The organism is Geodermatophilus sp. SYSU D00867 (assembly GCF_054050315.1).
The window spans coordinates 120,708-143,616 of sequence record NZ_JBJGZC010000008.1 but is presented as its reverse complement, the minus strand read 5'-3'; the positions used below and the strand labels follow the sequence as shown (position 1 = coordinate 143,616).

The following is a 22,909-nucleotide window of genomic DNA, read 5'->3' as shown; positions in this document are numbered from 1 at the left end:
GCTCGGGAGCCGCGTCCCGGTCGGGAGGCGGCGACGTCGATCCGGCCAAGCTAACACCGGCCGGGCGGCCCGTGCAGGGACGCGATCCGCTCCCTGCCGGGGAGCGGACGGTACCGGAGCATCCCGTGACAGGCGCCACATCCAGCCCTCCGGGGGACCCGTCGGCGGCGTTCCGTCGGCGCGTCGGGGGACACTGGGGAGGTGACCGACGCCGACCAGTTGCGCCTGCTCGCCGTGCACGCCCACCCCGACGACGAGTCGAGCAAGGGCGCGGCGACGATGGCGAAGTACGTCGCCGAGGGCGTCGAGGTGATGGTGGCGACCTGCACCGGCGGTGAGCGCGGCTCGGTGCTGAACCCCTCGCTGGACCGCCCGGAGATCTGGGAGCGCCTGCCGCAGCTGCGCGTCGAGGAGATGGCCCGGGCCCGGGAGATCCTCGGCGTCCAGCAGGAGTTCCTCGGGTTCGTCGACTCCGGCCTGCCCGAGGGCGACCCGCTGCCGCCGCTGCCCGAGGGCTGCTTCGCGCTGGTCCCCACCGAGGAGGCGGCCGCGCCGCTGGTGGCGCTGATCCGCCGGTTCCGCCCGCAGGTCGTGCTCACCTACGACGAGCGCGGTGGCTACCCGCACCCCGACCACATCAAGACCCACGAGGTCTCGGTGCACGCCTTCGAGGCGGCCGGTGACCCGGAGCGCTACCCCGAGCTGGGCGAGCCCTGGCAGCCGAGCAAGCTCTACTACCACATGGGCTTCACGCTGACCCGGACGCGGGCGCTGCACGAGGCGATGCTCGAGACCGGAGCCGAGTCGCCCTACGCCGAGTGGCTGGCGAACTGGGACCCGGAGCGCGACATGAGCCACCGCGTCACCACCCGCGTCCCGTGCGCCGAGTACTTCCCGGTGCGGGACGCCGCGCTGATCGCGCACGCCACCCAGATCGACCCGAACGGCCGCTGGTTCGCCTGCCCGATGGACCTGCAGCAGCGGGTGTGGCCGACCGAGGACTACGAGCTGGTCCGCTCGCTGGTGGACTCGACGCTGCCGGAGGACGACCTGTTCGCCGGCATCCGCAGCGAGGTGCCGGTCCCGTGACCACCGGGCTGGTGAGCGGCGCGCTGGCCGGGGCGGTCCTGGCCGCCGAGGAGCAGCTGCCCGAGGACGTCGGCAAGTCCGGCCCGTTCGGGCTGTTCCTCACCCTGGTCCTGCTGCTCGCCGTGTTCCTGCTGGTCCGGTCGATGAACCGGCACCTCAAGCGGATCCCGCGCAGCTTCGAGCCGGAGGACGACCACCCGCAGGTCGTCGTCCCCGACACCCCGGCGGAGCTGGTCGACCCGCCGCGCCGGCCCGGTCAGGACCTGCTCGACGACCTGCGCCGCGCGCCCCGCGCCATCGAGGGACCGAAGCGGAGCGCCCCCGGGCGCGACGACCGGACGGACCCGCCGGCGCGCTGACGCCGGCGGGCCGACCGGGCCGGGGGTGGTCCCGGCCCGGTCGTGGTGCTCACCAGGTGTGCGCGACGTCGACGACGAGGCGCGAGCCGTCGCCGGGACCGTCGAGGACCAGCACGCGGAACGGCAGGCGGGCGCGGACGCCGAGTCCGACGGTGCTGCTGCCCTCGAACGAGCCGGCGTAGGCGACCTGCCGGAAGGTGCGGTAGCCGCCGACGGCGACGGCCTCGGCGTCGGTGCGCGGGTCGTAGGTCGCCGCCCCGGCGTCGGTGTGCCCGGGGGTGTGCACGACGACCTGCAGGTCGGCCGCCCCGCGCAGGGGCACGGGCCGGCCCGAGCCGTCCTGCACGACCTGGGGCACGTACCGGACGTCGTAGCCCACGTCGGCGGCGTCGATCCCGTCGAGGTCCAGGACCAGCCGGTCGTAGCAGTCGTGGCGGCCGGCGCGGACGTCGTCGAGGGTGCCGCCGCCGCCGTCGGAGACGGTCTCCGGCTGGGAGCCCCACGCCGTGCTGCACGAGGCGGCGGAGGCGGAGGGCAGGGCGAGGCCGAGGGCGGCCGTGGCGGCGGCCAGGACGACGGCGGTGCGGGTGCGGGTGGTGCTCATGGTGGGCTCCGGGGTCAGGGGGATGCGGACGCGGGGAGGATGCGCCGACGGCGGCGCAGATGCCATGGCTCTGATCGCCCACGGGCGTCGATCCGGGACACCGTCCGATGTGGAGAAGTGACAGGAAACGGCGTCCCGGGCGCGACACGACATGGCACATCGCCTTCCCGTTGCCGCCGGGTGACGATGGGTATCCCCGGACCGTGCCGAACCGCCTCGCCGCCGCGACCAGCCCCTACCTGCTGCAGCACGCGGACAACCCGGTCGACTGGCGCGAGTGGGGCGAGGAGGCCTTCGCCGAGGCGCGCGAGCGGGACGTCCCGGTGCTGGTGAGCGTCGGGTACGCCGCCTGCCACTGGTGCCACGTGATGGCGCACGAGTCGTTCGAGGACGAGGCGACCGCGGCGCAGATGAACGCCGGGTTCGTGTGCGTCAAGGTCGACCGGGAGGAGCGGCCCGACGTCGACAGCGTCTACATGACCGCCACCCAGGCGCTCACCGGCTCCGGCGGCTGGCCGATGACGGTCTTCACCACCCCCGACGGGCGGCCGTTCTACTGCGGCACCTACTACCCGCCGCGCCCCGCCGGCGGCGTGCCGGCGTTCCGGCAGGTGCTCACCGCCGTCTCCGAGGCCTGGACGCAGCGCCGCGACCAGCTCGAGGAGGCCGGCACCCGGATCGCGGAGGGCATCTCCCGCCGCCTGGACCTCGGGCCGCCCACGCCGCTGTCGGCCGCCGACCTCGACGGCGCCGCGGCCGCGGTCGCCGCCGACCACGACGACCGGCACGGCGGGTTCGGCGGCGCCCCGAAGTTCCCGCCGTCGATGCTGCTGGAGTTCCTGCTGCGGCACGCCGCCCGCAGCGGGGACGCGCGCTCGCTGGAGGTGGCCCGCCGCACGCTGGAGGCGATGGCCCGCGGCGGCATCCACGACCAGCTGGCCGGCGGCTTCGCCCGCTACTCGGTCGACGAGCGCTGGGTGGTGCCGCACTTCGAGAAGATGCTCTACGACAACGCCCTGCTCCTGCGCGTCTACCTGCACCTGTGGCGGGCCACCGGCGAGGAGTGGGCGCGGCGCGTGGCCGACGCGACCGCCGCCTTCCTCGTCCGCGACCTCGGCACGCCCGAGGGCGGCTTCGCCAGCGCGCTGGACGCCGACACCGACGGCGTCGAGGGCCTGACCTACGTGTGGACGCCGGCCCAGCTCACCGAGGTGCTCGGCGACGACGACGGCCGCTGGGCCGCAGAGCTGTTCGCGGTGACCGGGCGCGGCACGTTCGAGCACGGCACCTCCACGCTGCAGCTGCCTCGTGATCCCGACGACCCCGCCCGCTTCGCCTCCGTGCGCGAGCGGCTGCTCGCCGCCCGCGCCCGGCGCCCGCAGCCCGCCCGCGACGACAAGGTGGTCACCGCCTGGAACGGGCTGGCCGTCGCCGCGCTGGCCGAGCACGGCGTCCTCACCGGCACCCCCGCGTCGGTGGACGCCGCCCGCCGCGCGGCGGAGCTCCTCGCGGACGTCCACTGGGTGGGCGGGCGGCTGCGGCGGGCCTCGCGGGACGGCGTCGCCGGGACGCCGGCCGGGGTGCTCGAGGACCACGGCGACCTCGCCGAGGGGTTGCTCGCGCTGCACCAGGCGACCGGGGAGGGCCGGTGGCTGGACTGGGCCGGTGACCTGCTCGACGTCGTCGCGGAGCAGTTCCTCGACGCCGACGGGTGGCACGACACCGCCGCCGACGCCGAGGCGCTGGTGCACCGCCCGTTCGACCCTGCCGACGGGCCGACGCCGGCCGGGGTCGCCGCGGCCGCCGGTGCGTTCGTCACCTACGCGGCGCTGGCCGGGTCGCCGCGGCACCGCGAGCTCGGCGAGGCCGCGACCGGGCAGCTCGGCGTGCTGGTGCGCCGGGCGCCGCGGGCGGCGGGCTGGGCCGCGGCGGTGGGGGAGGCACTGCTGGCCGGGCCGCTCGAGGTCGCCGTCAGCGGCCCGGCCGGGCCCGAGCGGGACGCGCTCGCCGCGGCCGCGCGGGGCTCGGCCAGCCCGGGCGCCGTCGTCGTGGTGGGGGAGCCGGACACCCCCGGGGTGCCGCTGCTGGCCGACCGGCCGCCCGTCGGCGGGCGCCCCGCCGCATACGTGTGCCGGGGCTTCGTCTGCTCCGCGCCGGTCACGGACGTGTCCGCTCTCAGCGCAGCGATGGCCCCTTCCTGACCCCGCCCGGCGGTCTTACCGTGTAATCACGTAAGCACCTCACTGGAGGAGGCCGTCGTGCACGGACACCACCACCGCTTCGCCGACTCACCCTTCGCCCGCATGGGCGCCCCCGGCTGGCGCCGCCGCGGCCCGGGCGGCCGCGGGGGCGACACCCCGCCGGTCGACCGCGCCGAGGTCGCCGGCTGGTTCGCCGGGCGGCTGCCCGACGGCTGGTTCACCGGGCCGGCCGAGATCACCGTCGACCGGGACGAGATCACCGTCGTCGGCCCGCTCGCCGAGCCCGACGCCGGCGAGGGCGACCCCACCGCCGCCCGCGCCGGCCGCATCGCCCGCTTCCGCGAGGACACCCGCGGCCAGCGGATGGCCATCGCCGACGCCGCCCAGGAGCGCTACGGCCGCTCGGTGGCCTGGGGCGCCTCGTGCGGCGACGTCCGCGAGGTGTTCACCAACGCCTCGGTGCCGGTGATGACCCGGCTCCGCCAGCCCGAGCGGCTGGTGCTCGACACGCTCGTCGACGCCGGCGTCGCCCGCTCCCGCTCGGAGGCGCTGGTCTGGGCCGTGCGCCTGGTCGGGCAGCACGCCGACGCCTGGCTGACCGAGCTGCGCGACGCCATGGCCTCGGTGGAGGAGGTCCGGGCGCGCGGCCCGGAGCTGTGAGCCCTGCCAGGCTGGTGGGGTGAGCCCGCGGGAGCTGCTGCACACGGCGTACGAGGACCTCACCCGGGTGCTGCTCACGCTCACCCGTGCCGAGCGGTGGGCGCCGACCGGCTGCACCGGCCGGGCGGTGGTCGACTGACCCACCACCTGCCGCAGGACGCCCGCCGGGCGCCGGTCGCGCCGGCGACCCCGGCGGGCGGCCCGCCGGACACGACCGCGGTGGACCACTGGCGCTCGTGGCGCCCGCCGGCGCCCGACGACGAGGACGGCCCGTGGGCCACCCGCGCGGCGGCCGGCCTGCACGGCGGCTCCGCGGCGGTGCAGCGCGGCCACGCCGAGGCCGCCGCGGCGGTGCTCGTGGCCGCCGGCCGGGGGCCGCTGTCCGACGCCGACCGCGCCGCGCTGGGGACGCCGCCGCCCGGTTCCCCCTGTTCGGTTGGAGGGCCTCCCTGCCCCCCGCCCCTCGCGAGCTCGCGGCGGGACCCGGCAGGGAGGCCGCCGCGGAGCAGGGACACTGGAGGGCGTGCCAGCAGCTGCCGCCGTCCCCGCCGCGACCGACGTCCTCGTGGTGGGGGCCGGGCCGGCGGGCTCGGCGGCGGCCGCGTGGGCCGCGCGCGCCGGTCACGACGTGCTGCTCGCCGACGCCGCCGTCTTCCCGCGCGACAAGACCTGCGGCGACGGGCTGACCCCCCGCGCCATCGCCGAGCTCGACCACCTCGGCCTCGGCGACTGGGTGCGCGGACACGCCCGCAACCGCGGCCTGCGCGCCGCCGGGTTCGGGCAGGTGTGGGAGCTGCCCTGGCCGGGTGGCGCCTTCCCCGACCACGGCGGCGCGGTGCCGCGCACCGAGCTCGACGCCCGGATCCGGGAGGTGGCGGTCGGCTCGGGGGCGGTCCCGGTCGACGGCGCGCGGGCGGTCGACGTGGAGCGCGAGGGCGACCGGGTCCGCGCGGTGGTGTTCGAGCTCGCCGACGACAGCCGGGTGAGCGTCGCCTGCCGCCGGCTGGTCGTCGCCGACGGCGTGCGCTCGCCGCTGGGCCGGGTGCTCGGCCGGGAGTGGCACCGCGACACCGCCTACGGCGTCGCCGCACGCAGCTACGTCCGCTCCGGCCGCAGCGACGACGAGTGGATCTCCTCCCACCTCGAGCTGCGCGGCGAGGAGGGCGAGCTGCTGTCCGGGTACGGCTGGGTCTTCCCGCTGGGTGCCGCCGCCGGTGAGGTCAACCTCGGCGTCGGGACCCTGGCGACGGCGCGGCGGCCCGCCGGGGTGCAGCTGAAGTCGCTGCTGGAGTTCTACGCCGGGTCACGGCGCGAGGAGTGGCAGCTCGACGGGCCGGTCCGCGACGTCGCGTCCGCGCTGCTGCCCATGGGCGGCGCCGTCTCCGGTGTCGCCGGCCGGAACTGGGCGCTGGTCGGTGACGCCGCCGGCTGCGTGAACCCGCTCAACGGCGAGGGCATCGACTACGGCCTCGAGACCGGGCGCGCCGTCGTCGACCTGCTGGCCGAGGACGACTGGTCGTGCGCCTGGCCGGCGACGCTGCGCCGTCACTACGGCGAGGCCTTCTCGATCGCCCGGCGGCTCGCCGGGCTGCTCACGGTGCCCCGCTTCCTGCCCTCGGCGGGCCCGGTCGGGATGCGGTCCCGGTCGCTGATGACCGTGGCGCTGCGGGTGATGGGCAACCTGGTCACCGAGGCCGACCGCGACGTCGTCGCCCGCGCCTGGCGCGCGGCGGGCCGGGCCTCGACCCGGTGGGACGGGCGGCCGCCGTTCAGCTGACCGGCGCTCAGACGAAGGGGCTGTTGTACATCGCGAAGTAGACGGCGATGTAGTGGCAGATCGCGGCCACGACGGTCATCGCGTGGAAGACCTCGTGGTAGCCGAAGACGCCCGGCCACGGGTTCGGCTTCTTGATCGCGTAGGCGACGCCGCCGACGGTGTAGAGCACGCCGCCGGCCGCCAGCAGCACCAGCGAGGTCACGCCCGCGATGTGCAGGATGTCGGTGAGGATGAAGACGGCGACCCAGCCCAGGCCCACGTAGAGCGGCACGCCCACCCAGCGCGGTGCCGTCGGCCAGGTGAGCTTGAGGCAGACGCCGGCCAGCGCGCCGGCCCAGACGCCGCCGAGGACCCAGTAGCCCAGCGGCTGGTCGACGGCGAGCAGCGAGAACGGCGTGTACGTGCCCGCGATGAACAGGAAGATCATCGAGTGGTCGAGCCGCTTCATGACCTTCCAGCCGCGCGGTGACCAGCGCCGGCGGTGGTAGAGCGCGCTGATGCCGAACAGGCCGCAGATGGTCAGGCAGTAGACGGCGACCGAGAAGCCGGCGCGGGCGCCGAGCACCGAGCCCAGCGGCACGAGGACGGCGCCGGCGACGATCGCGCCGAAGAAGGCGAACAGGTGCAGCCACCCGCGCATCCGCGGTCGCGTGTCGGGGTGCTCCCAGTCGCCGTCGGCGAAGTCCGCGGCGGTCCAGGTCCGCTCGACCCGCTCGTCCTCCTCGAGGACGGTGGCGAGGGCGGGGCCGCGCGGGGCCTCGATCTCGGCCCCGTCGGCCACCACCCGGACCGGCTCGAGTTCGTCGGGAGCAGAGGTCACACACCCGAGGTTACGGAGGCGTAGGTGGGGCCGCAGCGCCAGCGACCTGTGAGTTCCCCGGCAGCGCCCCGGAGGGGCGGCGCGCGGGCGGGAGGCAGCGGAACGGCGGCGTCCCCGGGCGCCTAGGGTGTGGCCCCGTGGGGGCGCGTCAGTGGGTCCGCGACGTCCTGACGCAGATGTACGAGCGTCGCCTGGCCCGGCAGCTGGTGGGCGCCGACGTCCCCCGGCACGTGGGCGCGATCATCGACGGCAACCGCCGCTGGGCACGCGCCACCGGGCTGCTCGACCCGAACGCCGGCCACCGCCGCGGCGCCGACCGCATCGCCTCGTTCCTCGCCTGGTGCGACGAGGCCGGCGTGGAGGTGGTCACCCTCTTCCTGCTCTCCACCGACAACCTGTCCCGGCCCGAGCCCGAGCTCACGCCGCTGCTGCGGATCATCGAGGGCGTCGTCGAGGACCTGTCGGCGCCCGACCGCCGGTGGCAGCTGCACCCGGTCGGCGCGCTGGGGCTGTTGCCGCCGGAGACGGTCACCGTCCTCAAGGAGGCCGAGGAGACCACCCGCGACCGGCCGGGCGCGACGGTGAACCTCGCCGTCGGCTACGGCGGCCGCCGGGAGATCGCCGACGCCGTCCGCTCGCTGCTGGCCGAGCACGCGAGCCGGGGGACGTCGCTGGACGAGCTGGTCGAGGTGCTCGACGTCGAGCACATCGCCGAGCACCTCTACACCCGCGGCCAGCCCGACCCGGACCTGGTCATCCGCACCAGCGGCGAGCAGCGGCTGTCGGGCTTCCTGCTCTGGCAGACGGCGCACTCGGAGTTCTACTTCACCGACGTCTACTGGCCCGACTTCCGGCGGGTGGACTTCCTGCGGGCGCTGCGGGCCTACGCGGCGCGGCACCGCCGTTTCGGTGGGTGACAGACTCGGGCCCATGGCACTCGGCGCGGTCGACGTCCCCCTCGAGTACGTGCGGCTGGGGCTGCGGTTCGACCGGTTGGAGTCCGGGTTCGTCGACGCCTACACCGGCGAGAAGCGGATCCGCGCCGAGGTCGAGAGCGAGCCGGCCCCGACGCCGCAGGGGCTGCGCGCCCAGGCCCGGGCGCTGCTGCAGGAGCTGGACTCGACCGTGCTCCCGGCCGACCGCGCCGCGTTCCTGCGCGGCCAGCTCACCGGCCTGGAGTGCAGCGCCCGGAAGATGAGCGGGGAGCCGGTGGGCTTCCTCGACGAGGTCCGCGGCTACTTCCAGGTCGACCTCACCCTCGGCGACCCGGCCGCCTACGCCGCCGCGCACGCCGAGCTGGACGCGCTGCTGCCCGGCGAGGGGTCGCTGGCCGAGCGCTACGCCGCGCACCGCCGTCGCGAGGAGTGCCCGCCGCAGCGGCTGGAGGCCGCGGTGCACGCGCTGTCCAGCGCGCTGCGCGACCGGGTGCGCGGCCGCTACGGGCTGCCCGAGGCCGAGACGGTGCGCTACGAGGTGGTCACCGACAAGCCGTGGTCGGGCTTCAACTACTACGAGGGCGACTACCGCTCCCGGGTGGCGATCAACGCCGACCTGCCGCACCGGCTCAGCCAGCTGGTGCACCTGGTGGCGCACGAGTCCTACCCCGGCCACCACACCGAGCACTGCCGCAAGGAACGCGGGCTGGTCGAGCGGGCCGGCCACCTCGAGCACACGGTGTTCCTCGTCAACACCCCCGAGTGCCTGATGGCCGAGGGGCTGGCCGACCTCGGCGTCGACGCCGCCGTCGGCGACGGCTGGGGGCCGTGGTCGGCCGAGGTGCTCGGCGACCTGGGGCTGCGCTTCGACGGGCACCTCGCCGAGCGGATCGCCGCGGCCGCCGCGCCGCTGAACCGGGTGCGCCAGGACGCCGCCGTGCTCCTGCACGACCGCGGGGCCGACGCCGACGAGGTCGCCGCCTACATCCAGCACTGGTCGCTGGTCAGCCCCGACCGGGCCCGCCAGCAGCTGCGGTTCCTCACCCACCCGCTGTGGCGGGCGTACATCACCACCTACGTCGAGGGCTACGACCTGCTGCACCGCTGGCTCGGCGCCCGCCCGGCCGGCCAGGACGTCGCCGACCGCTTCGTGCGCCTGCTCGACGAGCCGCTGACCCCCGCCGTCGTCACCGCCGAGCTCTCGGACGCCTGACCGGTGCCCCGCCGCGACCCCCGGGAGGCCCGCGCCCTCGGCCTGTGGACGGCGGGATGGCTGTTCGCGCTCCTGCTCGCGGGCCTGCTGTGGATCGGAGACCTCGCCGTCCAGTGGCCGGTCCTGCTGGTGCCGGCGCTGTGGGCGGCAGCGGCTGCGCGACCGCGGCGGGGACGGCGGCCGGAGACCTGGGAGGCGCCGGAGCGCGGCGGGCCGCCGCCCACGTGGGAGCTCCCGGCGTCGCGCCCGCTGCCCCGGCCGCCGGACGCGCGGGGACGCGAGCGGTACTGAGCCGTGCGCGCCCGGCCGTCGCCGGGACGGGCGGTACGGGTGGGACCCCATCGGGTGAACAGTGGGTTTCGGCGCGCTGTGACCGCGCGCTCCTGTCGGTCCGTGCCTCTAGCGTCCGGGGTGGACGACGGGCCCGCCCCGCCGTCCACGGGAGGCCCGGTTGGTGCTGACGTTCTCGTCGACCAGGGGGGCCGGTGCCCGGCCCCTGCGCCGGGGCCCGGCCACCTTCGAGGCGGGGCGCGGTCTCGCGCCCCAGGGGAGACGACCCGTGACCACTCGCCGCACGTACGTCCTCGACACCTCCGTCCTGCTGTCCGACCCCCGCGCGCTGCTGCGCTTCGGCGACGCCGACGTGGTGCTCCCGCTGGTCGTCATCGGGGAGCTCGAGGACAAGCGGCACCACCCGGAGCTCGGCTGGTTCGCCCGCCAGGCGCTGCGGCTGCTCGACGACCTGCGGGTCACCCACGGCCGGCTCGACGCGCCGGTGCCGGTGGGGGAGGACGGCGGCACGCTGCACGTCGAGCTCAACCACAGCGACGCCGCGGTGCTCCCCGCCGGCTTCCGCAACGACAGCAACGACAGCCGGATCATGGTGGTCGCGCTGAACCTGCGGGCCGAGGGCCGCGACGTCTGCCTGGTCACCAAGGACGTGCCGCTGCGGGTCAAGGCGGCCGCCGTCGGCCTGGAGACCGACGAGTACCGCGCGCTGGACTCCGTCGACGAGGGCTGGACCGGCATGGCCGAGCTGTCGCTGGACGACGCCGAGCTGTCGGGCCTCTACGACACCGGCGAGGTGTACGTGCCGGCGGCCGCGGAGCTGCCCGCGCACACCGGGCTGGTGCTGCTGAGCTCGCGCGGGTCGGCGCTGGGACGGGTGACCCCGGACAAGCAGGTGCGGCTGGTGCGCGGTGACCGCGAGGCGTTCGGGCTGCACGGGCGCTCGGCCGAGCAGCGGGTGGCACTGGACCTGCTGCTGGACCCCGAGATCGGCATCGTCTCGCTCGGCGGGCGGGCGGGCACCGGCAAGTCTGCACTGGCGCTGTGCGCGGGGCTGGAGTCGGTGATGGAGCGGCGCGCGCACAGGAAGGTCGTGATCTTCCGGCCGCTGTACGCCGTCGGCGGGCAGGAGCTCGGGTACCTGCCCGGCAGCGAGGGCGAGAAGATGTCGCCCTGGGCGCAGGCGGTCTACGACACCCTCGGCGCGCTGGTGTCCACGGACGTCCTCGACGAGATCGCCGCGCGGGACCTCATCGAGGTGCTGCCGCTGACCCACATCCGCGGCCGCTCGCTGCACGACTCGTTCGTGATCGTCGACGAGGCGCAGTCGCTCGAGCGCGGCGTGCTGCTCACCGTGCTGTCGCGGCTGGGCAGCGGGTCGCGGGTGGTGCTCACCCACGACGTCGCGCAGCGGGACAACCTGCGGGTCGGCCGGCACGACGGCGTCGCCGCGGTGGTCGAGCAGCTGAAGGGGCACCCGCTGTTCGCCCACGTGACGCTGACCCGGTCCGAGCGCTCGCCGATCGCCGCCCTGGTCACCGAGATGCTGGAGGACCTCGAGCTCTGACCGCGCGGCCCTCCCCTCTGGCTGGGCTCTTGCGGTGTCCTCGGCACTCCTGCGGTCCTGCGACACCGCAGGAGCAGGGGCGACACAGCAAGAGCCCGGTCAGAGCGGCCGTCCGGCCCGGCTGAACGCCCGGCGGATCCGGCGATCGACCACCGCCGGCGCATCCAGGTCGGCCCAGGTCCAACGTGCGACCTCCCAGCCCGAGTCGCGGATCTCGTCCTCGCGCAACTTCTCGCGGAACACGACATCGCCCGGGTCCTGTCCCTCGTCCGCCCGGTACTTCACCCGCCCGTCGAACTCCCCGACGGTCCGGTGTGCACGCCAGCCGAAGTCGCACCGGCCCACCAACGACCGGTCGGGCCGCAGGAGCCGCACCTGCAGATCCGGGGAGGGGAGTCCGAGCCGGTGGAGCAACACCCGGCTGCGGCTCTCGCCGACGCTCCCACTGCGTCCGTCGGCGAAGGCGACGACCCGGGCGGCGCGCCGCGACCCGGGCACCGGGCCGGTCCTCTGCAGGCACGCGGTCAGCTCCTCACGCGTCACGCCTCCCGCGGCCAGGGCGCCGTCGGCGGTGACGACCGCGGACTCGAAGGGCACCGACCGCGCCAGGTCCACGACCGTCCGCGCCAGGCCGGTCAGGAGGACACCGTCGACCAGGACCAGCTCGTCCTCGGCGAGCCGCGCCACGTGCAGGTGCACCCGGGCACTGCCGCTCCCGGCGGCGGGAGGCCGCCTCGTCACGTGCACCCGCCCGGGAGCCACCCGCCACAGCGGCAGGCCGTGGAGCACGGCGGCCGAGGCGTGGCTGACCACGCTGCCGTCCCGGAGCGCCGGCGCCGTCGCCAGGACGAGCGCGTGGTGCCGCGGCAGCCCTGCCGTCGGGTCGAGGTAGGCGCCCCGCCGGATGCGGATGAGCTCCCCTCGCCGGACGGCTCTCGCCAGCTCGTCGTCGGAGAGACCGGCGGCCAGCGCCTCGGATCTGCGCAGCAACGGTCCCGGGTGCACCCAGTCGGTCATGTGCCGACCGTCCCCGGTCGCCGGCCGGAGCGACGCGTGCCGGGCGGAACTGTGGACGACGTCCCGGCCTGTGCTCTTGCGGTGTCAGGCGGCGGGGGTGGGGTCCTCGTCCGGGAGTGCCGGCGTCCGGGACGCGCGCTGCGGGGCCGGGCGGGGCCGCGGCGTCGCGGCGTAGCGCAGCAGCGCGACGGCGCCCCAGCCGGCGAGCAGGCACCAGGGCAGCCGGGTGGCGACGTCGTCGAGCGTGAAGTCGCCGCGCAGGTACAGCGCGAGCACCGGCAGGGCCAGCACGAACCCCGCCGTGAGGACGTCCCAGCGCAGCGGGCTCATGCCTCAGCGGTCTCCAGCCGCTCGCACAGCAGCGACGCCCAGCGGTGCGCGGTCGCCCGCACGCCGTCGAGGAGGGCCACCGGCACCGTCGTCCGGCCCAGCACGGCGGCGGGATCGACGGTCAGGTCGGAGTCCTGGACGACGAGCGCGTCGACGCGGGGCAGGGCGTCCAGCCACGGGCCGACGTCCTCGGGCTTGCGGGTCGCCTCGACGACGGCCCAGACGGCGACCGGCGAGAAGATCGCCATGACCTGCTCGAGCCACGTCCGGCCCCCGGCGCGCATCGGGGCGTCCACCGCGACGACGGTCGGCGTCCCCGCGGCGGCGGCCTCCTGCTTGCGCGCGATCGCGGTGTCGACCGAGGTGATCCGGCTGGACTCGGGCGCGAGCGCGGCGAGGTCGCCGCGGGTGGCCCACTGCAGCCGGTCGCCGTCGAGCCGCATGCCGGCGGCCAGCGAGCGCGCGGCGGCGAGGGTCTCGACGCCGGGGCCGACGACCAACAGCACCTCGCCGGCACCGGCCGGGGCCGACGGCGCCGCGGGCAGCGCCGCGCCGAGCGCCCGGGTCAGCGCCGCGTAGGTGCCGGACCGCGCGACCTCGGCGGGGAAGCCCCCGCCGAGCAGGTCCTCCGGCACGCCGAGCGCGCGCAGGCGGGCGACCGTGCCGGCGGCCTCGACCATCCGCGGGTCGACCCAGCCGCGGCCCGGCGCCACCGCACCGGCCTCGCGCACCGACGGCACGACGACGCGGGCCGGCGTCCACCCGCGGGCGGCGCGGGCGTCGACGGGCAGGCGGGTCACGGTCGCCAGGCCCGGCGCCGGGGCGGCGACGCGGGCGACGGCCTGACCGGGCACCGGCGGCAGGCGGCGCGCCGGCGGCACCGGCGGGCGCCCGAGCAGCCGCGGCACGGCCAGCTCGGCACCGGGGGTGGGCGGCGGCAGCAGCGACAGCGGGGGCAGGACGGCGGTGGAGTCGAGCGGCAGCGGGGCGGGGTCGCTGGCGGTCGGCGCGAGCACCGCCTCGTCGGCCTCCCACTCGTCGGACTCGGCCGAGGCGTCGACCCAGCCCGGCTCCTGGTCCACGCGCTGCGAGGGCGCGGGGACCGGCGGGCGGCCGCGGTGCGCGCCGCCCTGGGTGGAGGCGCTGGCGAGCACGCCGCGGAGGATGTCGGTGAGCGCGTCGTCCGGGGTGTCGTGGGCCAGGGCCGCGCGGAGCACCTCGGCGATGGCCTCCTCGCGCCCGGTGACCGGGCCGGTGAGGTCCGGGTCGGCCCAGGCGGCCACCGGCTGGGGCGCCGGCACCTCGATCGGCTCCGCGACGACGGCCGGCAGCACGTCGGTGACCGGCTCGTCCTCCGGCACCGGCGCGACGGCGGTCGGCGCCTCGGCGGCGGTGTCCTCGGTGGCCGTGTCCTCGGTGGCCGTGTCCTCGACGGCGGACTCGACGGCGACGGGGTCCTCGGCGGCGGTCTCGTCCGCCTCCGGGCCGAGCAGCTCGGTGAGCAGGGACTCCTCGGCGTCCTCGGGGTCCTCGTCGGCCGGAGGCTCCTCGACGTCGGGCTCCTCGACGACCGGCTCCTCGACGACGGGCTCCTCGACGACGGGCTCGGCGACGGCGACGGGGCGGGACACGGGCACGGGGTCGGCCCACATGTCCACACCGGGTCCGGACTCCTCGGCGGACCCGGGGACCGCGGGAGCGTCCAGGGTCTCGGGCAGCGGCTCCTCGGCGACGGGCTCCTCGACGACGGGGGTCTCGACGACGGGGACCTCGACGACGGGCGCGACCGGCTCCGGCACCGGCGCGGGAGCCGGAGCTGCCGGGGCAGGGGCGGCGGCGCGGGCGGGCGCGGCCATGGCGGCGGCGAGGGCGGCGGCCAGCGGCATCGCGGGCGCGGCCGGAGCGGGCTCCGGGGTCCGCAGCACCGACGGGGGCGCGAGCTCCTCGTCCGTAGCCTCGGCGGTCGCGGCGGCGACCGCCTGGACCGCCCGCAGCGCCTCGGCGGCGGACACCGCGGCGGCCGAGCGCACGGCGTCGTCGACCGCCTCGCGGACCTCGCGGTCACCGGCGACGACCTGCGCCAGCGCGGCGGTGAACGGCGAGGGACCGGCGGGCCCGGCCGGCGGGCGGACCGCCGCCCGGGCGGGCCGGCGGGCAGCCGAGGGCGCGGCGGCGGACGGGCCGGCGGCCGCGCGGGGGGCAGCGGTGCGGACGGCGGCGGCCGGGCGGAAGGCGGCGGTCCCGGCGGCGGGCCGGCGGGTGGCGCCCACGGACGCCCGGGAGTACAGGTCGACGCCGGGGTCGCTGTCGCCGGACCCGAGCAGGCCGGCCAGCTCGGACACCGGGTCCGGCAGCTCGGTCGGGATGGTCGGGCGCTCGGTGGGGACGGTCGGGCGCGCGGTGGGCCGGGCCGCCGCGGGCCGGCTGCGGTGCAGCTCGGTGGCGCGCAGGAACGCGCCGGTGTCGGCGAGCGGGCCGGGGTCGCGGCTGAGCGCGACCTCGATCCGGCGGGCCGACTCGGACTTCGGCGCGGGGCCGCGCCGGGCCGGCTCGACGTCCTCCACCTCGGCGACGAACCGCTCGGTGGCGAAGAAGCCCAGCACGCCGCCGGACCGGATGCGGCGCACGCCGGTGATCCGCACCGCGTTGCCGTACCGCTCGCGGGCCGCGGCGACGGCGGCCTCGGGCGTGGGCGCCTCAACGGATGGCAACGGCACCGTTCACCACTCCCAGTGACTCGATCTGGGCCGTCCGGGAGACCTCCGAGTAGGAGATCACCGGCAGGCGGGGGAGGACCTGACGCACCAGGCGGGACAGCGCGGCCCGCACCTGGGGGGAGCAGACGAGGACGGGGGACAGGCCGTGCTGCTCGGCGTCCTCGAGCAGCCCGCTGCACCCGGTGACCAGCGCGTCGACCGAGCCGGCGTCCAGGGCCAGCACCTGGCCGCCGTCGCCCTGCCGCACCGCCTCCAGCAGCCGCTGCTCGAAGGCGGGGTCGAGGGTGAGCACGTGCAGCCGCTCGTCGGGGGTGACGTAGGGGTGGCTGATCGCCGCGCCGAGCGCCGCGCGCACCGCCTCGACCAGCCCGTCCAGGTCGGTGGAGGTCTTCGCGCGCAGCGACAGCGCCTCGAAGATGCGCGCCAGGTCGCGGATGGAGACGTTCTCGGCCAGCAGCGCGTGCAGCACCCGCTGGATCTCGCCGAGGGTGAGCAGCCCCGGGGTGAGCTCCTCGACGACGACCGGGTGGGTCCGCTTGACCATCTCGACCAGCAGCCGCACGTCCTCGCGGCCGAGCAGCTCGGCGGCGTTCTGGCGGACGACCTCGGCCAGGTGGGTGGTGATGACCGAGGAGCGGTCGACGACGGTCGCGCCGGCCATCTCGGCCTGCCGCTGCAGCTCCACCGGCACCCACTTGGCGGGCAGGCCGAACACCGGCTCGCGGGTGGGCCGGCCGGGCAGGCCGTCGAGGGCGTCCCCGATGGCCAGCACGGTGCCGGCGGGGGAGGTGCCCTTGGCCGCGGGGACGCCGTTGAGCCAGATGACGTACTGCGACGAGGGCAGGTCGAGGTTGTCGCGGGTGCGGACCAGCGGGATGACCAGGCCGGTCTCCATCGCGACCTTCCGGCGCAGCGCCTTGACCCGGTCGAGCAGGTCGCCGCCACGGGAGGAGTCGACGAGGTCGACCAGGTCGAAGGCCACCTCGAGCTCCAGCGGGTCGACCCGCATGCGCTCGGCGATCGCCTCGGGGGAGTCCGGCGCGGGCTCCTCGGCGGCGGTGAGCGCGGGCGTGCCGTCGTCCTCGGCCGGGGCCTCCGTCATCCGCGCGGCCATGACCAGGAACAGCCCGCCGATGAGGAGGAACGGCAGCTTCGGCAGACCGGGGATCAGGCACAGCGCCAGCGCCCCGCCGCCGGCGATGCGCACCGGCTGGCGGAAGCGGCCGAGCTGGGCGAGCAGGTCGCTGCCCATGTCGCCGTCGCTCGCCGAGCGGGTGACGATGATGCCGGTCGCGGTCGACAGCAGCAGCGCGGGGATCTGCGAGACCAGGCCGTCGCCGACGGTCAGCAGCGAGAAGGTGGAGACGGCGTCGCCGGGCGCCATGCCGCGCTGCATGACGCCGACGGCGAACCCGCCGACGAGGTTGATCAGCGTGATGATGATGGCGGCGATGGCGTCGCCCTTGACGAACTTCGAGGCGCCGTCCATCGAGCCGTAGAAGTCGGCCTCGGCGGTGACCTCGGTGCGCCGCTTGCGCGCCTGCTGCTCGTTGATCAGGCCGGCGTTGAGGTCGGCGTCGATGGCCATCTGCTTGCCGGGCATCGCGTCGAGGGTGAAGCGGGCGCCCACCTCGGCCACGCGGCCGGCGCCGTTGGTGATGACGACGAACTGGATGATCGTGAGGATCACGAAGATCACCAGGCCGACGACGAGCGAGCCGCCGATCACGAAGTGCCCGAAGGCCTCGATGACCTTGCCGGCGTAGCCGTCGGTGAGCACCAGCCGCGTCGAGGAGACGTTGAGGGCGAGCCGGAACAGCGTCGCGACGAGGATCAGCGACGGGAAGACCGCGAAGTCCAGCGGCCGCCTGATCTGCATCGCGACGAGCAGGATCAGCAGCGACGCGGTGATGTTCAGGCCCAGCAGCAGGTCCAGCACCGCGGCGGGCAGCGGCACGACCAGCATGAGGACGATGGCCACCACGCCGATCGGCACGGCGGCCTTGGTCATCCCTCGCACGGGCACTCCATCGGCAGCCGGGGGTGCCCGGCCGACCGCTGACGGCGCACGAGTCACAGCCGTCCCAGGGTCAGGAGGCGACCGGGGTCCTCCGGCGGCCGGCCCGCGGCAGGCCGGCGACGTCGGGCGCCTCGAACCCGGGCCGGTGGAAGCCGCCGCGCACGCCGCGGGCGCCGAGCTGCATGACGAAGGCCAGCACCCGGGCGACGGCGGTGAACAGCTGCGGCGGCACCTCCTGGCCGAGCTCGCAGGAGGCGTGCAGCGCCCGGGCCAGCGGCACGTCCTGCACCATCGGCACCCGCGCCTCGGCGGCCCGCTCGCGCAGCCTCGCGGCGATCTCGTCGGCGCCCTTGGCCACCACCCGCGGCGCGCCCTTCTCCGGCTCGTACCGCAGCGCGACGGCGACGTGCGTCGGGTTGACCAGCAGCACGTCGGCGGTGGCGACCTCGGCCATCATCCGGTTGCGCGACAGGGCCAGCTGCATCGACCGGCGCTGGCCCTTCACGTGGGGATCGCCCTCGGACTGCTTGTGCTCCTGCTGGATCTCGTACTTGGTCATCTTCAGCCTGGTCATCGTCTGCTTGCGCACCACGACGTAGTCGGCGATGGCGATGACCAGGCCGGTGATCGCCACGACGCGGAACATGAGCACGGCGGAGGAGGCGAACGTCGCCACCACCGCCGACAGCGGCAGCGCTCCTGACGCCGACACCAGCGCCTGCGCCCTTCCGCTGGTCACGACGACGACGGTCCCGAGCGCCGCCGTCTTGACGACCGCCTTGACCGCCTCCCACAGGCCGTGGGTGCCGAACATCCGCTTCATCCCGGGGAACGGGTTGAGCTTCTTGAGCGTCGGCTTCATGCCCTTGGTGGCCAGCGCGACCCCGCCCTGCGCGGCCGAGGCGAGCACCCCGACGAGCATGAGCGCGAGCGCCATCGGCAGCACCGTCTCGAGGAAGGTCGTCAGCGCCTCCTCGAGCAGCGCGCCGACGGCGTCGGGCTCCGGGTGCTCGACCACCGACCCGAACCGCACGAACAACCGGCCCACGGCGTCGAAGGCGTTCGCGACGAGCACCGGCAGGAACACGCTCGCCGCCGCCACGCCCGCCCAGGTGCCGAGCTCCTGGGTCCGCGGGATCTGCCCCTCCTTGCGCGCCTCCTTGAGGCGCTTGGGAGTGGGCTTCTCGGTCTTCTCACCGCCCGGTCCGTCCTTGGCCACCCGGCCTCACCCGCTCCGGAAGCCGACGATCGCGCGGGTGGCCTGCTCCACCAGCGCGTCCAGCGCCGGCGGCAGCAGCGGGAAGGTCAGCCCGAGCAGCGCGAGGGTCAGCATGATCTTGACGGGGAAGCCGATGGCGAAGATGTTCAGCGCCGGGGCGGCCCGGGACAGCAGGGCGAGGGCGACGTCGGCCAGCAGGAGCACGGCCACCATCGGGCCGGCGATCTGCAGCGCGGCGAGGAACATCATCGAGAACGCCGTCAGCACGACCTGGCCGACGTCCCCGGCCGGGAACCCGCCGCTGACCGGCAGCCCCTCGTAGGAGGTGGCGAACCCGCGCACGATCACCAGGTGCCCGCCGCTGGTGAACAGCAGCGTCGTCGCGAGCAGGTAGTGCAGCTTGCCGATGACCGAGTTGGTGGTCATCGCCAGCGGGTCGTAGGCCGGCTGCAGGGAGAAGCCGCCGGTGAGGTCGATGAGCTCGCCGGCGAACTGCACCGCGGTGAAGAACAGCTGGACGACGAAGCCCAGCGCCGCGCCGATGGCCACCTCGCTGACGGCGGTGACGACGAGGAACCCGGTGGTCGGCTCGGGCAGGCCCGGCGCCACGCGGTCGACCAGGGCGACCGCCAGCGCCAGGGCCAGCGCCCCCTTGACCGGCGCCGGGATGGTGCGGGTGGTGAACGGCGGGGCGAGCAGGACGAAGCCGGCCGCCCGGGCGGTGGCCAGCAGCAGGGCCGCGAGGGTGACCGCCGGGACCTCGAGGTCCATGACGGTCAGGTCCGCCCGAGCAGGCGCGGCAGCTGGTCGAAGAGGGTGTGGGTGAAGTCGACCAGCTCGGAGAGCACCCAGTTGCCGGTGACCAGCAGGGCGATGCTCACCGCGATCATCTTGGGGACGAACGACAGCGTCGGTTCCTGGATCTGGGTCGCCGCCTGGAACAGCGAGATGAGGAAACCGACCAGCAGGGCCGTGAGCAGGACCGGGGCGGCGACCTTCGCGGCCACCATCATGGTCTGGACGGCGATGTCGGTGACGTCTGCGTCGGTCATCCGTACGACCCCACGAGGGACGTGGTGATCATCGCCCAGCCGTCGACGACCACGAAGAACAGCAGCTTGAACGGCAGCGACACGATCGACGGCGGCACCATCATCATGCCCATCGACATGAGCGCGGCGCTGACCAGCATGTCCATCACCAGGAACGGGATGAACACGACCAGCCCGATGATGAAGGCGCTCTTGAGCTCGGAGAGGACGAACGCCGGGACCAGCGTCGTCATGCTCACCGCGGCGCGGTCCTCGGGCTGCTCCTCCCCGGACAGGCCGACCATGAGCTGCAGCTCGTCGCCGCGGGTGTTGTCGAGCAGGAACTCCTTGAGCGGCACGACGCCGGCGTCGTAGGCCTGGGAGACCGTCATCGCGCCGTCCACGTACGGCTGCACGGCGACGTCGTTGACGTCGGACAGCACCGGCCCCATGACGAACAGCGTCAGGAACAGCGCGATGCCGGTGAGCACGGAGTTCGGCGGCGAGGACTGCAGGCCCAGCGCGTTCCGGGTCAGCGACAGGACGACGACGATCTTGGTGAACGACGTGCACAGCAGCAGCACCGCCGGCGCCACCGACAGCACGGTGACCGCGAGGATCAGCGTGATCGAGGTGCTCGGGCTGCCGTTGCCGACCGAGATGTCGACCCCGCCGTCGACCGCCGGCACGGTCGGTGCCGTGGGGGCGGTCGGCGCGGTGGGCGCCGCCGCGGCCGGACCCGCGAGCAGCACGCCGGCGAGCGCGCAGCCGAGCAGGGCCAGCAGCAGGGTGGCGGCCCGGCGCGCGAGGGCGCGCGCGGGGGCGGTGGCGGTCATCAGCGGCGGACCGTCCGCTCGCGCAGCTGGGTGACGAAGCCCTGCCAGCCCGACCGGTCGAAGACCGAGCCGGCCAGCGCGCCGCCGACGCGGGGCGCCGGGACGGCCGGGCCGCCCGCGGCCGTCGGCGCGGCGGCGGCGCGCTCCGCGAGCGTGGCCTCCACGGCGTCGCCGTCGAGCTCGGCGAGCAGGGTGACCTGCTCCTCGGTGGCGCCGACGACGAGCACCCGGTCGGCGATGCGCAGCACGTTGACCGTGCTGGCGCGGCCCATGCGCTGGCGTGCCACGACCTCGACCAGGCCGCCGCTGGAGCCCAGCCCGCGCTTCTTCGCCAGGCGCGCGGCGAACCACAGCACCCCGCCGACGAAGGCCAGCGACAGCACCAGCCGGATCAGCATCCACGTCATGCCTGCGCGGCCCCCAGCTCGGCGGCGGCGTCACTGACGATCTCGCTGATCCGCAGGCCGAAGTCCTCGTCGACGACGACGACCTCACCGCGCGCGATGAGGGTGCCGTTGACCAGCAGGTCGGCGGGGGCGCTGGCGGCGCGGTCGAGCTCGACCACCTCGCCCGGGTGCAGCGAGAGCAGCTCGCCCACGGTCATCCGGGTGCGGCCGATCTCGACGGTGACCTCCATGGCCACGTGCCGCAGCAGGTCCAGGCTGTTGCGCGGGCTGCGCGGCGCCGTCGGCAGGGTGACCTGCAGCGCGAGCGTCGCGATGTGGTCAGCGGAGGGGTGCCCCGCGCCGGCGACCAGCGGCACGGCGACGAACATGCCCTTGTCGCGCAGCCCGTCGAGCGCGGTCACCGGGTCCTCGGTGCGCTCGGCGTCGACCCGGACCCGGCCCAGGGTGGCCGCGGCGGCCTCGAGCGCGGGGCGCAGCGCGGTCGCGACGTCCATCGGGCCGACGGGGGAGTTGTCGAGCGCCTCGACCACCTCCGCCGACAGCACCAGGACGACGTCGCCGGTGATCTCGCCGGAGAGCCGGGCGCCGACCGCGGCGGCCGCGGCCGGCGGGACCGGGACGGCGTCGGGGTCGGTGACCGCGGGCCCCGGGACCAGCTCGGCGCCGGAGGGGACGAGCGCGGCCGCGGCGCGGGCGGCGGCCACCACGACGGCGGTGATGGTCTCTGCAGCGGCGTGAGTGGCGGCCTGGGTGGTGTCGAGCGTGGCGGTCATGCGGGGTCCTTCACGGCGGACGGGGCGGGGACGATGGCGGCGGCCAGCCGGCGCCGGTGGTTGCTGGCGATCGCGTGGGCGAAGACGGCGTCGTTGGTGGTGACCTCGAGCGGCGCGTCCCGCGGGTGGCGCAGCAGCAGCACGTCACCGACGGTCAGGGAGAGCAGGTCCTCCGAGGACACCTCGAGCGGGCTGAACCGGACGCTGACGTCGACCGGCACCAGCTCCAGGCGGGCGGCGAGCAGCTCGGCGGCGCGCTGCCGGGTGCGCTGGGCCGACTCCGACAGCTGCGGGGAGGCGGCGCTGTCGAGGGCCTGCTGGAAGGAGCTGAAGGGCAGCACGAGGGACGCGGCGCCCTCGCGGCTGCCGATCGACATCGTGTAGCGGGCCACCATCACGGTGTCCGAGCCGGCCGCGGCCTGGGCGAGGGCGGGGTTGTACTCGATGCCGTCGATGGCCGGCTGCAGCTCGGTGACGTGCGCGAAGGAGGCGGCGAACTCCTGCAGCAGCCGGGTGAGCAGCGACGTGGTGATGGTGGTCTCCATCGCCGTCATCGGCCGCTCGGGCTGGTGGGCGGCGCCGGAGCCGCCGAGCATGTGGTCGACGCCGGCCATCGCCATGTCCAGCGGGTAGGCCAGCAGGCCCTTGCCGCCGAGCGGCTCGATGGTGAACGTCGTCAGGAAGCAGGGGTCGGGCAGCGTGGCGAGGAAGTCGTCGTAGGAGTGCTGCTCGATGCCGTGCAGCTCCATCCGGGCGCCGGTGCGCAGCATCGTGGTGAGGACCGTCGTCGCCTGGCGGGCGAAGGCCTCCTGGGCGATCTGCAGCACGCGGACGTGCTCGCGGGAGAGCTTGGTGGGGCGGCGGAAGTCGTAGGTGCGGGGCGCACCGCGCCGGCTGCGGCCGCCACCGGCCGGCGCCTGCGGCCCGGGCCCTGCGGGCGCGGTCGCGGTGTCGGGGCGGGTCACGGTCCCCTCATCGGCGGGGCCCGGACGCGAACTGACCGGCGGCGCGGGGCGCCGCCGGTCAGCCGGGGAGTGTGGGACGAG

22 protein-coding genes are annotated in these 22,909 nt (G+C 75.8%); 9 read left to right on the top strand and 13 right to left on the bottom strand.

Features of this window, described 5'->3' with window-relative positions:
• Positions 1–201: 201 nt before the first annotated feature.
• Positions 202–1,089, top strand: coding sequence for a mycothiol conjugate amidase Mca (gene mca / locus ACI8AK_RS09730; RefSeq protein ID WP_456956040.1), 888 nt, complete (start codon positions 202–204; stop codon positions 1,087–1,089).
• Positions 1,086–1,448 (top strand): hypothetical protein, encoded by a 363-nt coding sequence (locus ACI8AK_RS09725; RefSeq protein WP_387987879.1) that lies wholly within the window; start codon positions 1,086–1,088, stop codon positions 1,446–1,448. The genes mca and ACI8AK_RS09725 overlap by 4 nt, the downstream gene beginning before the upstream one ends.
• Before the next feature lie 49 nt (positions 1,449–1,497).
• Here ACI8AK_RS09725 and ACI8AK_RS09720 read toward each other — a convergent pair whose 3' ends face one another.
• Complete coding sequence (locus tag ACI8AK_RS09720) at positions 1,498–2,052, bottom strand: AMIN-like domain-containing (lipo)protein (protein WP_387987878.1); 555 nt, start codon at positions 2,050–2,052, stop codon at positions 1,498–1,500.
• Between the two features lie 203 nt (positions 2,053–2,255).
• Here ACI8AK_RS09720 and ACI8AK_RS09715 point away from each other — a divergent pair, with 203 nt between their 5' ends.
• The 3 genes from ACI8AK_RS09715 (at position 2,256) to ACI8AK_RS09705 (ending at position 6,690) form a co-directional block, all read left to right on the top strand.
• Positions 2,256–4,253 (top strand): thioredoxin domain-containing protein, encoded by a 1,998-nt coding sequence (locus tag ACI8AK_RS09715; RefSeq protein ID WP_387987877.1) that lies wholly within the window; start codon positions 2,256–2,258, stop codon positions 4,251–4,253.
• A 57-nt stretch (positions 4,254–4,310) separates the two neighbouring features.
• On the top strand, positions 4,311–4,913 hold the full coding sequence (locus tag ACI8AK_RS09710; RefSeq protein WP_387987876.1) for a hypothetical protein: 603 nt from the start codon (positions 4,311–4,313) through the stop codon (positions 4,911–4,913).
• A gap of 523 nt (positions 4,914–5,436) precedes the next feature.
• Positions 5,437–6,690, top strand: a complete 1,254-nt coding sequence (locus tag ACI8AK_RS09705; protein ID WP_387987875.1) for a geranylgeranyl reductase family protein — start codon at positions 5,437–5,439, stop codon at positions 6,688–6,690.
• Between the two features lie 7 nt (positions 6,691–6,697).
• Here the strand turns inward: ACI8AK_RS09705 and trhA are convergent, their stop codons facing one another.
• Positions 6,698–7,510 (bottom strand): PAQR family membrane homeostasis protein TrhA, encoded by an 813-nt coding sequence (gene trhA, locus ACI8AK_RS09700; RefSeq protein WP_387987874.1) that lies wholly within the window; start codon positions 7,508–7,510, stop codon positions 6,698–6,700.
• 137 nt (positions 7,511–7,647) lie between these two features.
• Between trhA and ACI8AK_RS09695 the strand changes: the two genes are divergently transcribed.
• From ACI8AK_RS09695 to ACI8AK_RS09680, 4 genes are all read left to right on the top strand, one after another.
• Positions 7,648–8,427, top strand: a complete 780-nt coding sequence (locus ACI8AK_RS09695; protein WP_387987873.1) for an isoprenyl transferase — start codon at positions 7,648–7,650, stop codon at positions 8,425–8,427.
• A 13-nt stretch (positions 8,428–8,440) separates the two neighbouring features.
• The gene (locus ACI8AK_RS09690; protein ID WP_387987872.1) at positions 8,441–9,658 is read left to right on the top strand and encodes a DUF885 domain-containing protein; all 1,218 of its coding nucleotides are present in this window, start codon (positions 8,441–8,443) and stop codon (positions 9,656–9,658) included.
• 3 nt (positions 9,659–9,661) lie between these two features.
• Positions 9,662–9,949: a hypothetical protein gene (locus ACI8AK_RS09685; protein ID WP_387987871.1), complete on the top strand. Its 288-nt coding sequence runs from the start codon at positions 9,662–9,664 to the stop codon at positions 9,947–9,949.
• Between the two features lie 268 nt (positions 9,950–10,217).
• Entirely contained in the window at positions 10,218–11,513 is a 1,296-nt protein-coding gene (locus ACI8AK_RS09680; protein WP_387987870.1) for a PhoH family protein, read from the top strand.
• 99 nt (positions 11,514–11,612) lie between these two features.
• Here ACI8AK_RS09680 and ACI8AK_RS09675 read toward each other — a convergent pair whose 3' ends face one another.
• The 11 genes from ACI8AK_RS09675 to ACI8AK_RS09625 form a co-directional block, all read right to left on the bottom strand.
• Positions 11,613–12,530: a type IV toxin-antitoxin system AbiEi family antitoxin domain-containing protein gene (locus tag ACI8AK_RS09675; protein ID WP_456956038.1), complete on the bottom strand. Its 918-nt coding sequence runs from the start codon at positions 12,528–12,530 to the stop codon at positions 11,613–11,615.
• Positions 12,531–12,614: 84 nt separating this feature from the next.
• A complete protein-coding gene (locus ACI8AK_RS09670; RefSeq protein WP_456956036.1) occupies positions 12,615–12,860 on the bottom strand; it encodes a hypothetical protein in 246 nt (81 codons plus the stop codon).
• Entirely contained in the window at positions 12,857–15,577 is a 2,721-nt protein-coding gene (locus tag ACI8AK_RS09665; RefSeq protein WP_456956034.1) for a hypothetical protein, read from the bottom strand. The genes ACI8AK_RS09670 and ACI8AK_RS09665 overlap by 4 nt, the downstream gene beginning before the upstream one ends.
• Positions 15,558–17,588, bottom strand: coding sequence for a flagellar biosynthesis protein FlhA (flhA, locus tag ACI8AK_RS09660; protein ID WP_456956032.1), 2,031 nt, complete (start codon positions 17,586–17,588; stop codon positions 15,558–15,560). The genes ACI8AK_RS09665 and flhA overlap by 20 nt, the downstream gene beginning before the upstream one ends.
• A 79-nt stretch (positions 17,589–17,667) precedes the next feature.
• Positions 17,668–18,816 carry an EscU/YscU/HrcU family type III secretion system export apparatus switch protein gene (locus tag ACI8AK_RS09655; protein WP_456956030.1) on the bottom strand — a complete coding sequence of 383 codons (1,149 nt, stop codon included), beginning with the start codon at positions 18,814–18,816 and terminating at the stop codon, positions 17,668–17,670.
• Positions 18,817–18,822: 6 nt separating this feature from the next.
• Positions 18,823–19,587 (bottom strand): flagellar biosynthetic protein FliR, encoded by a 765-nt coding sequence (gene fliR, locus ACI8AK_RS09650; protein WP_387987864.1) that lies wholly within the window; start codon positions 19,585–19,587, stop codon positions 18,823–18,825.
• A 5-nt stretch (positions 19,588–19,592) separates the two neighbouring features.
• Positions 19,593–19,868, bottom strand: coding sequence for a flagellar biosynthesis protein FliQ (gene fliQ / locus ACI8AK_RS09645; protein WP_387987863.1), 276 nt, complete (start codon positions 19,866–19,868; stop codon positions 19,593–19,595).
• A complete protein-coding gene (gene fliP / locus ACI8AK_RS09640; protein WP_456956028.1) occupies positions 19,865–20,683 on the bottom strand; it encodes a flagellar type III secretion system pore protein FliP in 819 nt (272 codons plus the stop codon). The genes fliQ and fliP overlap by 4 nt, the downstream gene beginning before the upstream one ends.
• A complete protein-coding gene (locus ACI8AK_RS09635; RefSeq protein WP_456903321.1) occupies positions 20,683–21,090 on the bottom strand; it encodes a FliO/MopB family protein in 408 nt (135 codons plus the stop codon). Before ACI8AK_RS09635 ends, fliP begins: the two co-directional genes overlap by 1 nt.
• Positions 21,087–21,863, bottom strand: coding sequence for a flagellar motor switch protein FliN (gene fliN / locus ACI8AK_RS09630; RefSeq protein WP_456956026.1), 777 nt, complete (start codon positions 21,861–21,863; stop codon positions 21,087–21,089). The genes ACI8AK_RS09635 and fliN overlap by 4 nt, the downstream gene beginning before the upstream one ends.
• Positions 21,860–22,828, bottom strand: a complete 969-nt coding sequence (locus ACI8AK_RS09625) for a flagellar motor switch protein FliM (RefSeq protein WP_387987859.1) — start codon at positions 22,826–22,828, stop codon at positions 21,860–21,862. Before ACI8AK_RS09625 ends, fliN begins: the two co-directional genes overlap by 4 nt.
• Positions 22,829–22,909 lie beyond the last annotated feature (81 nt).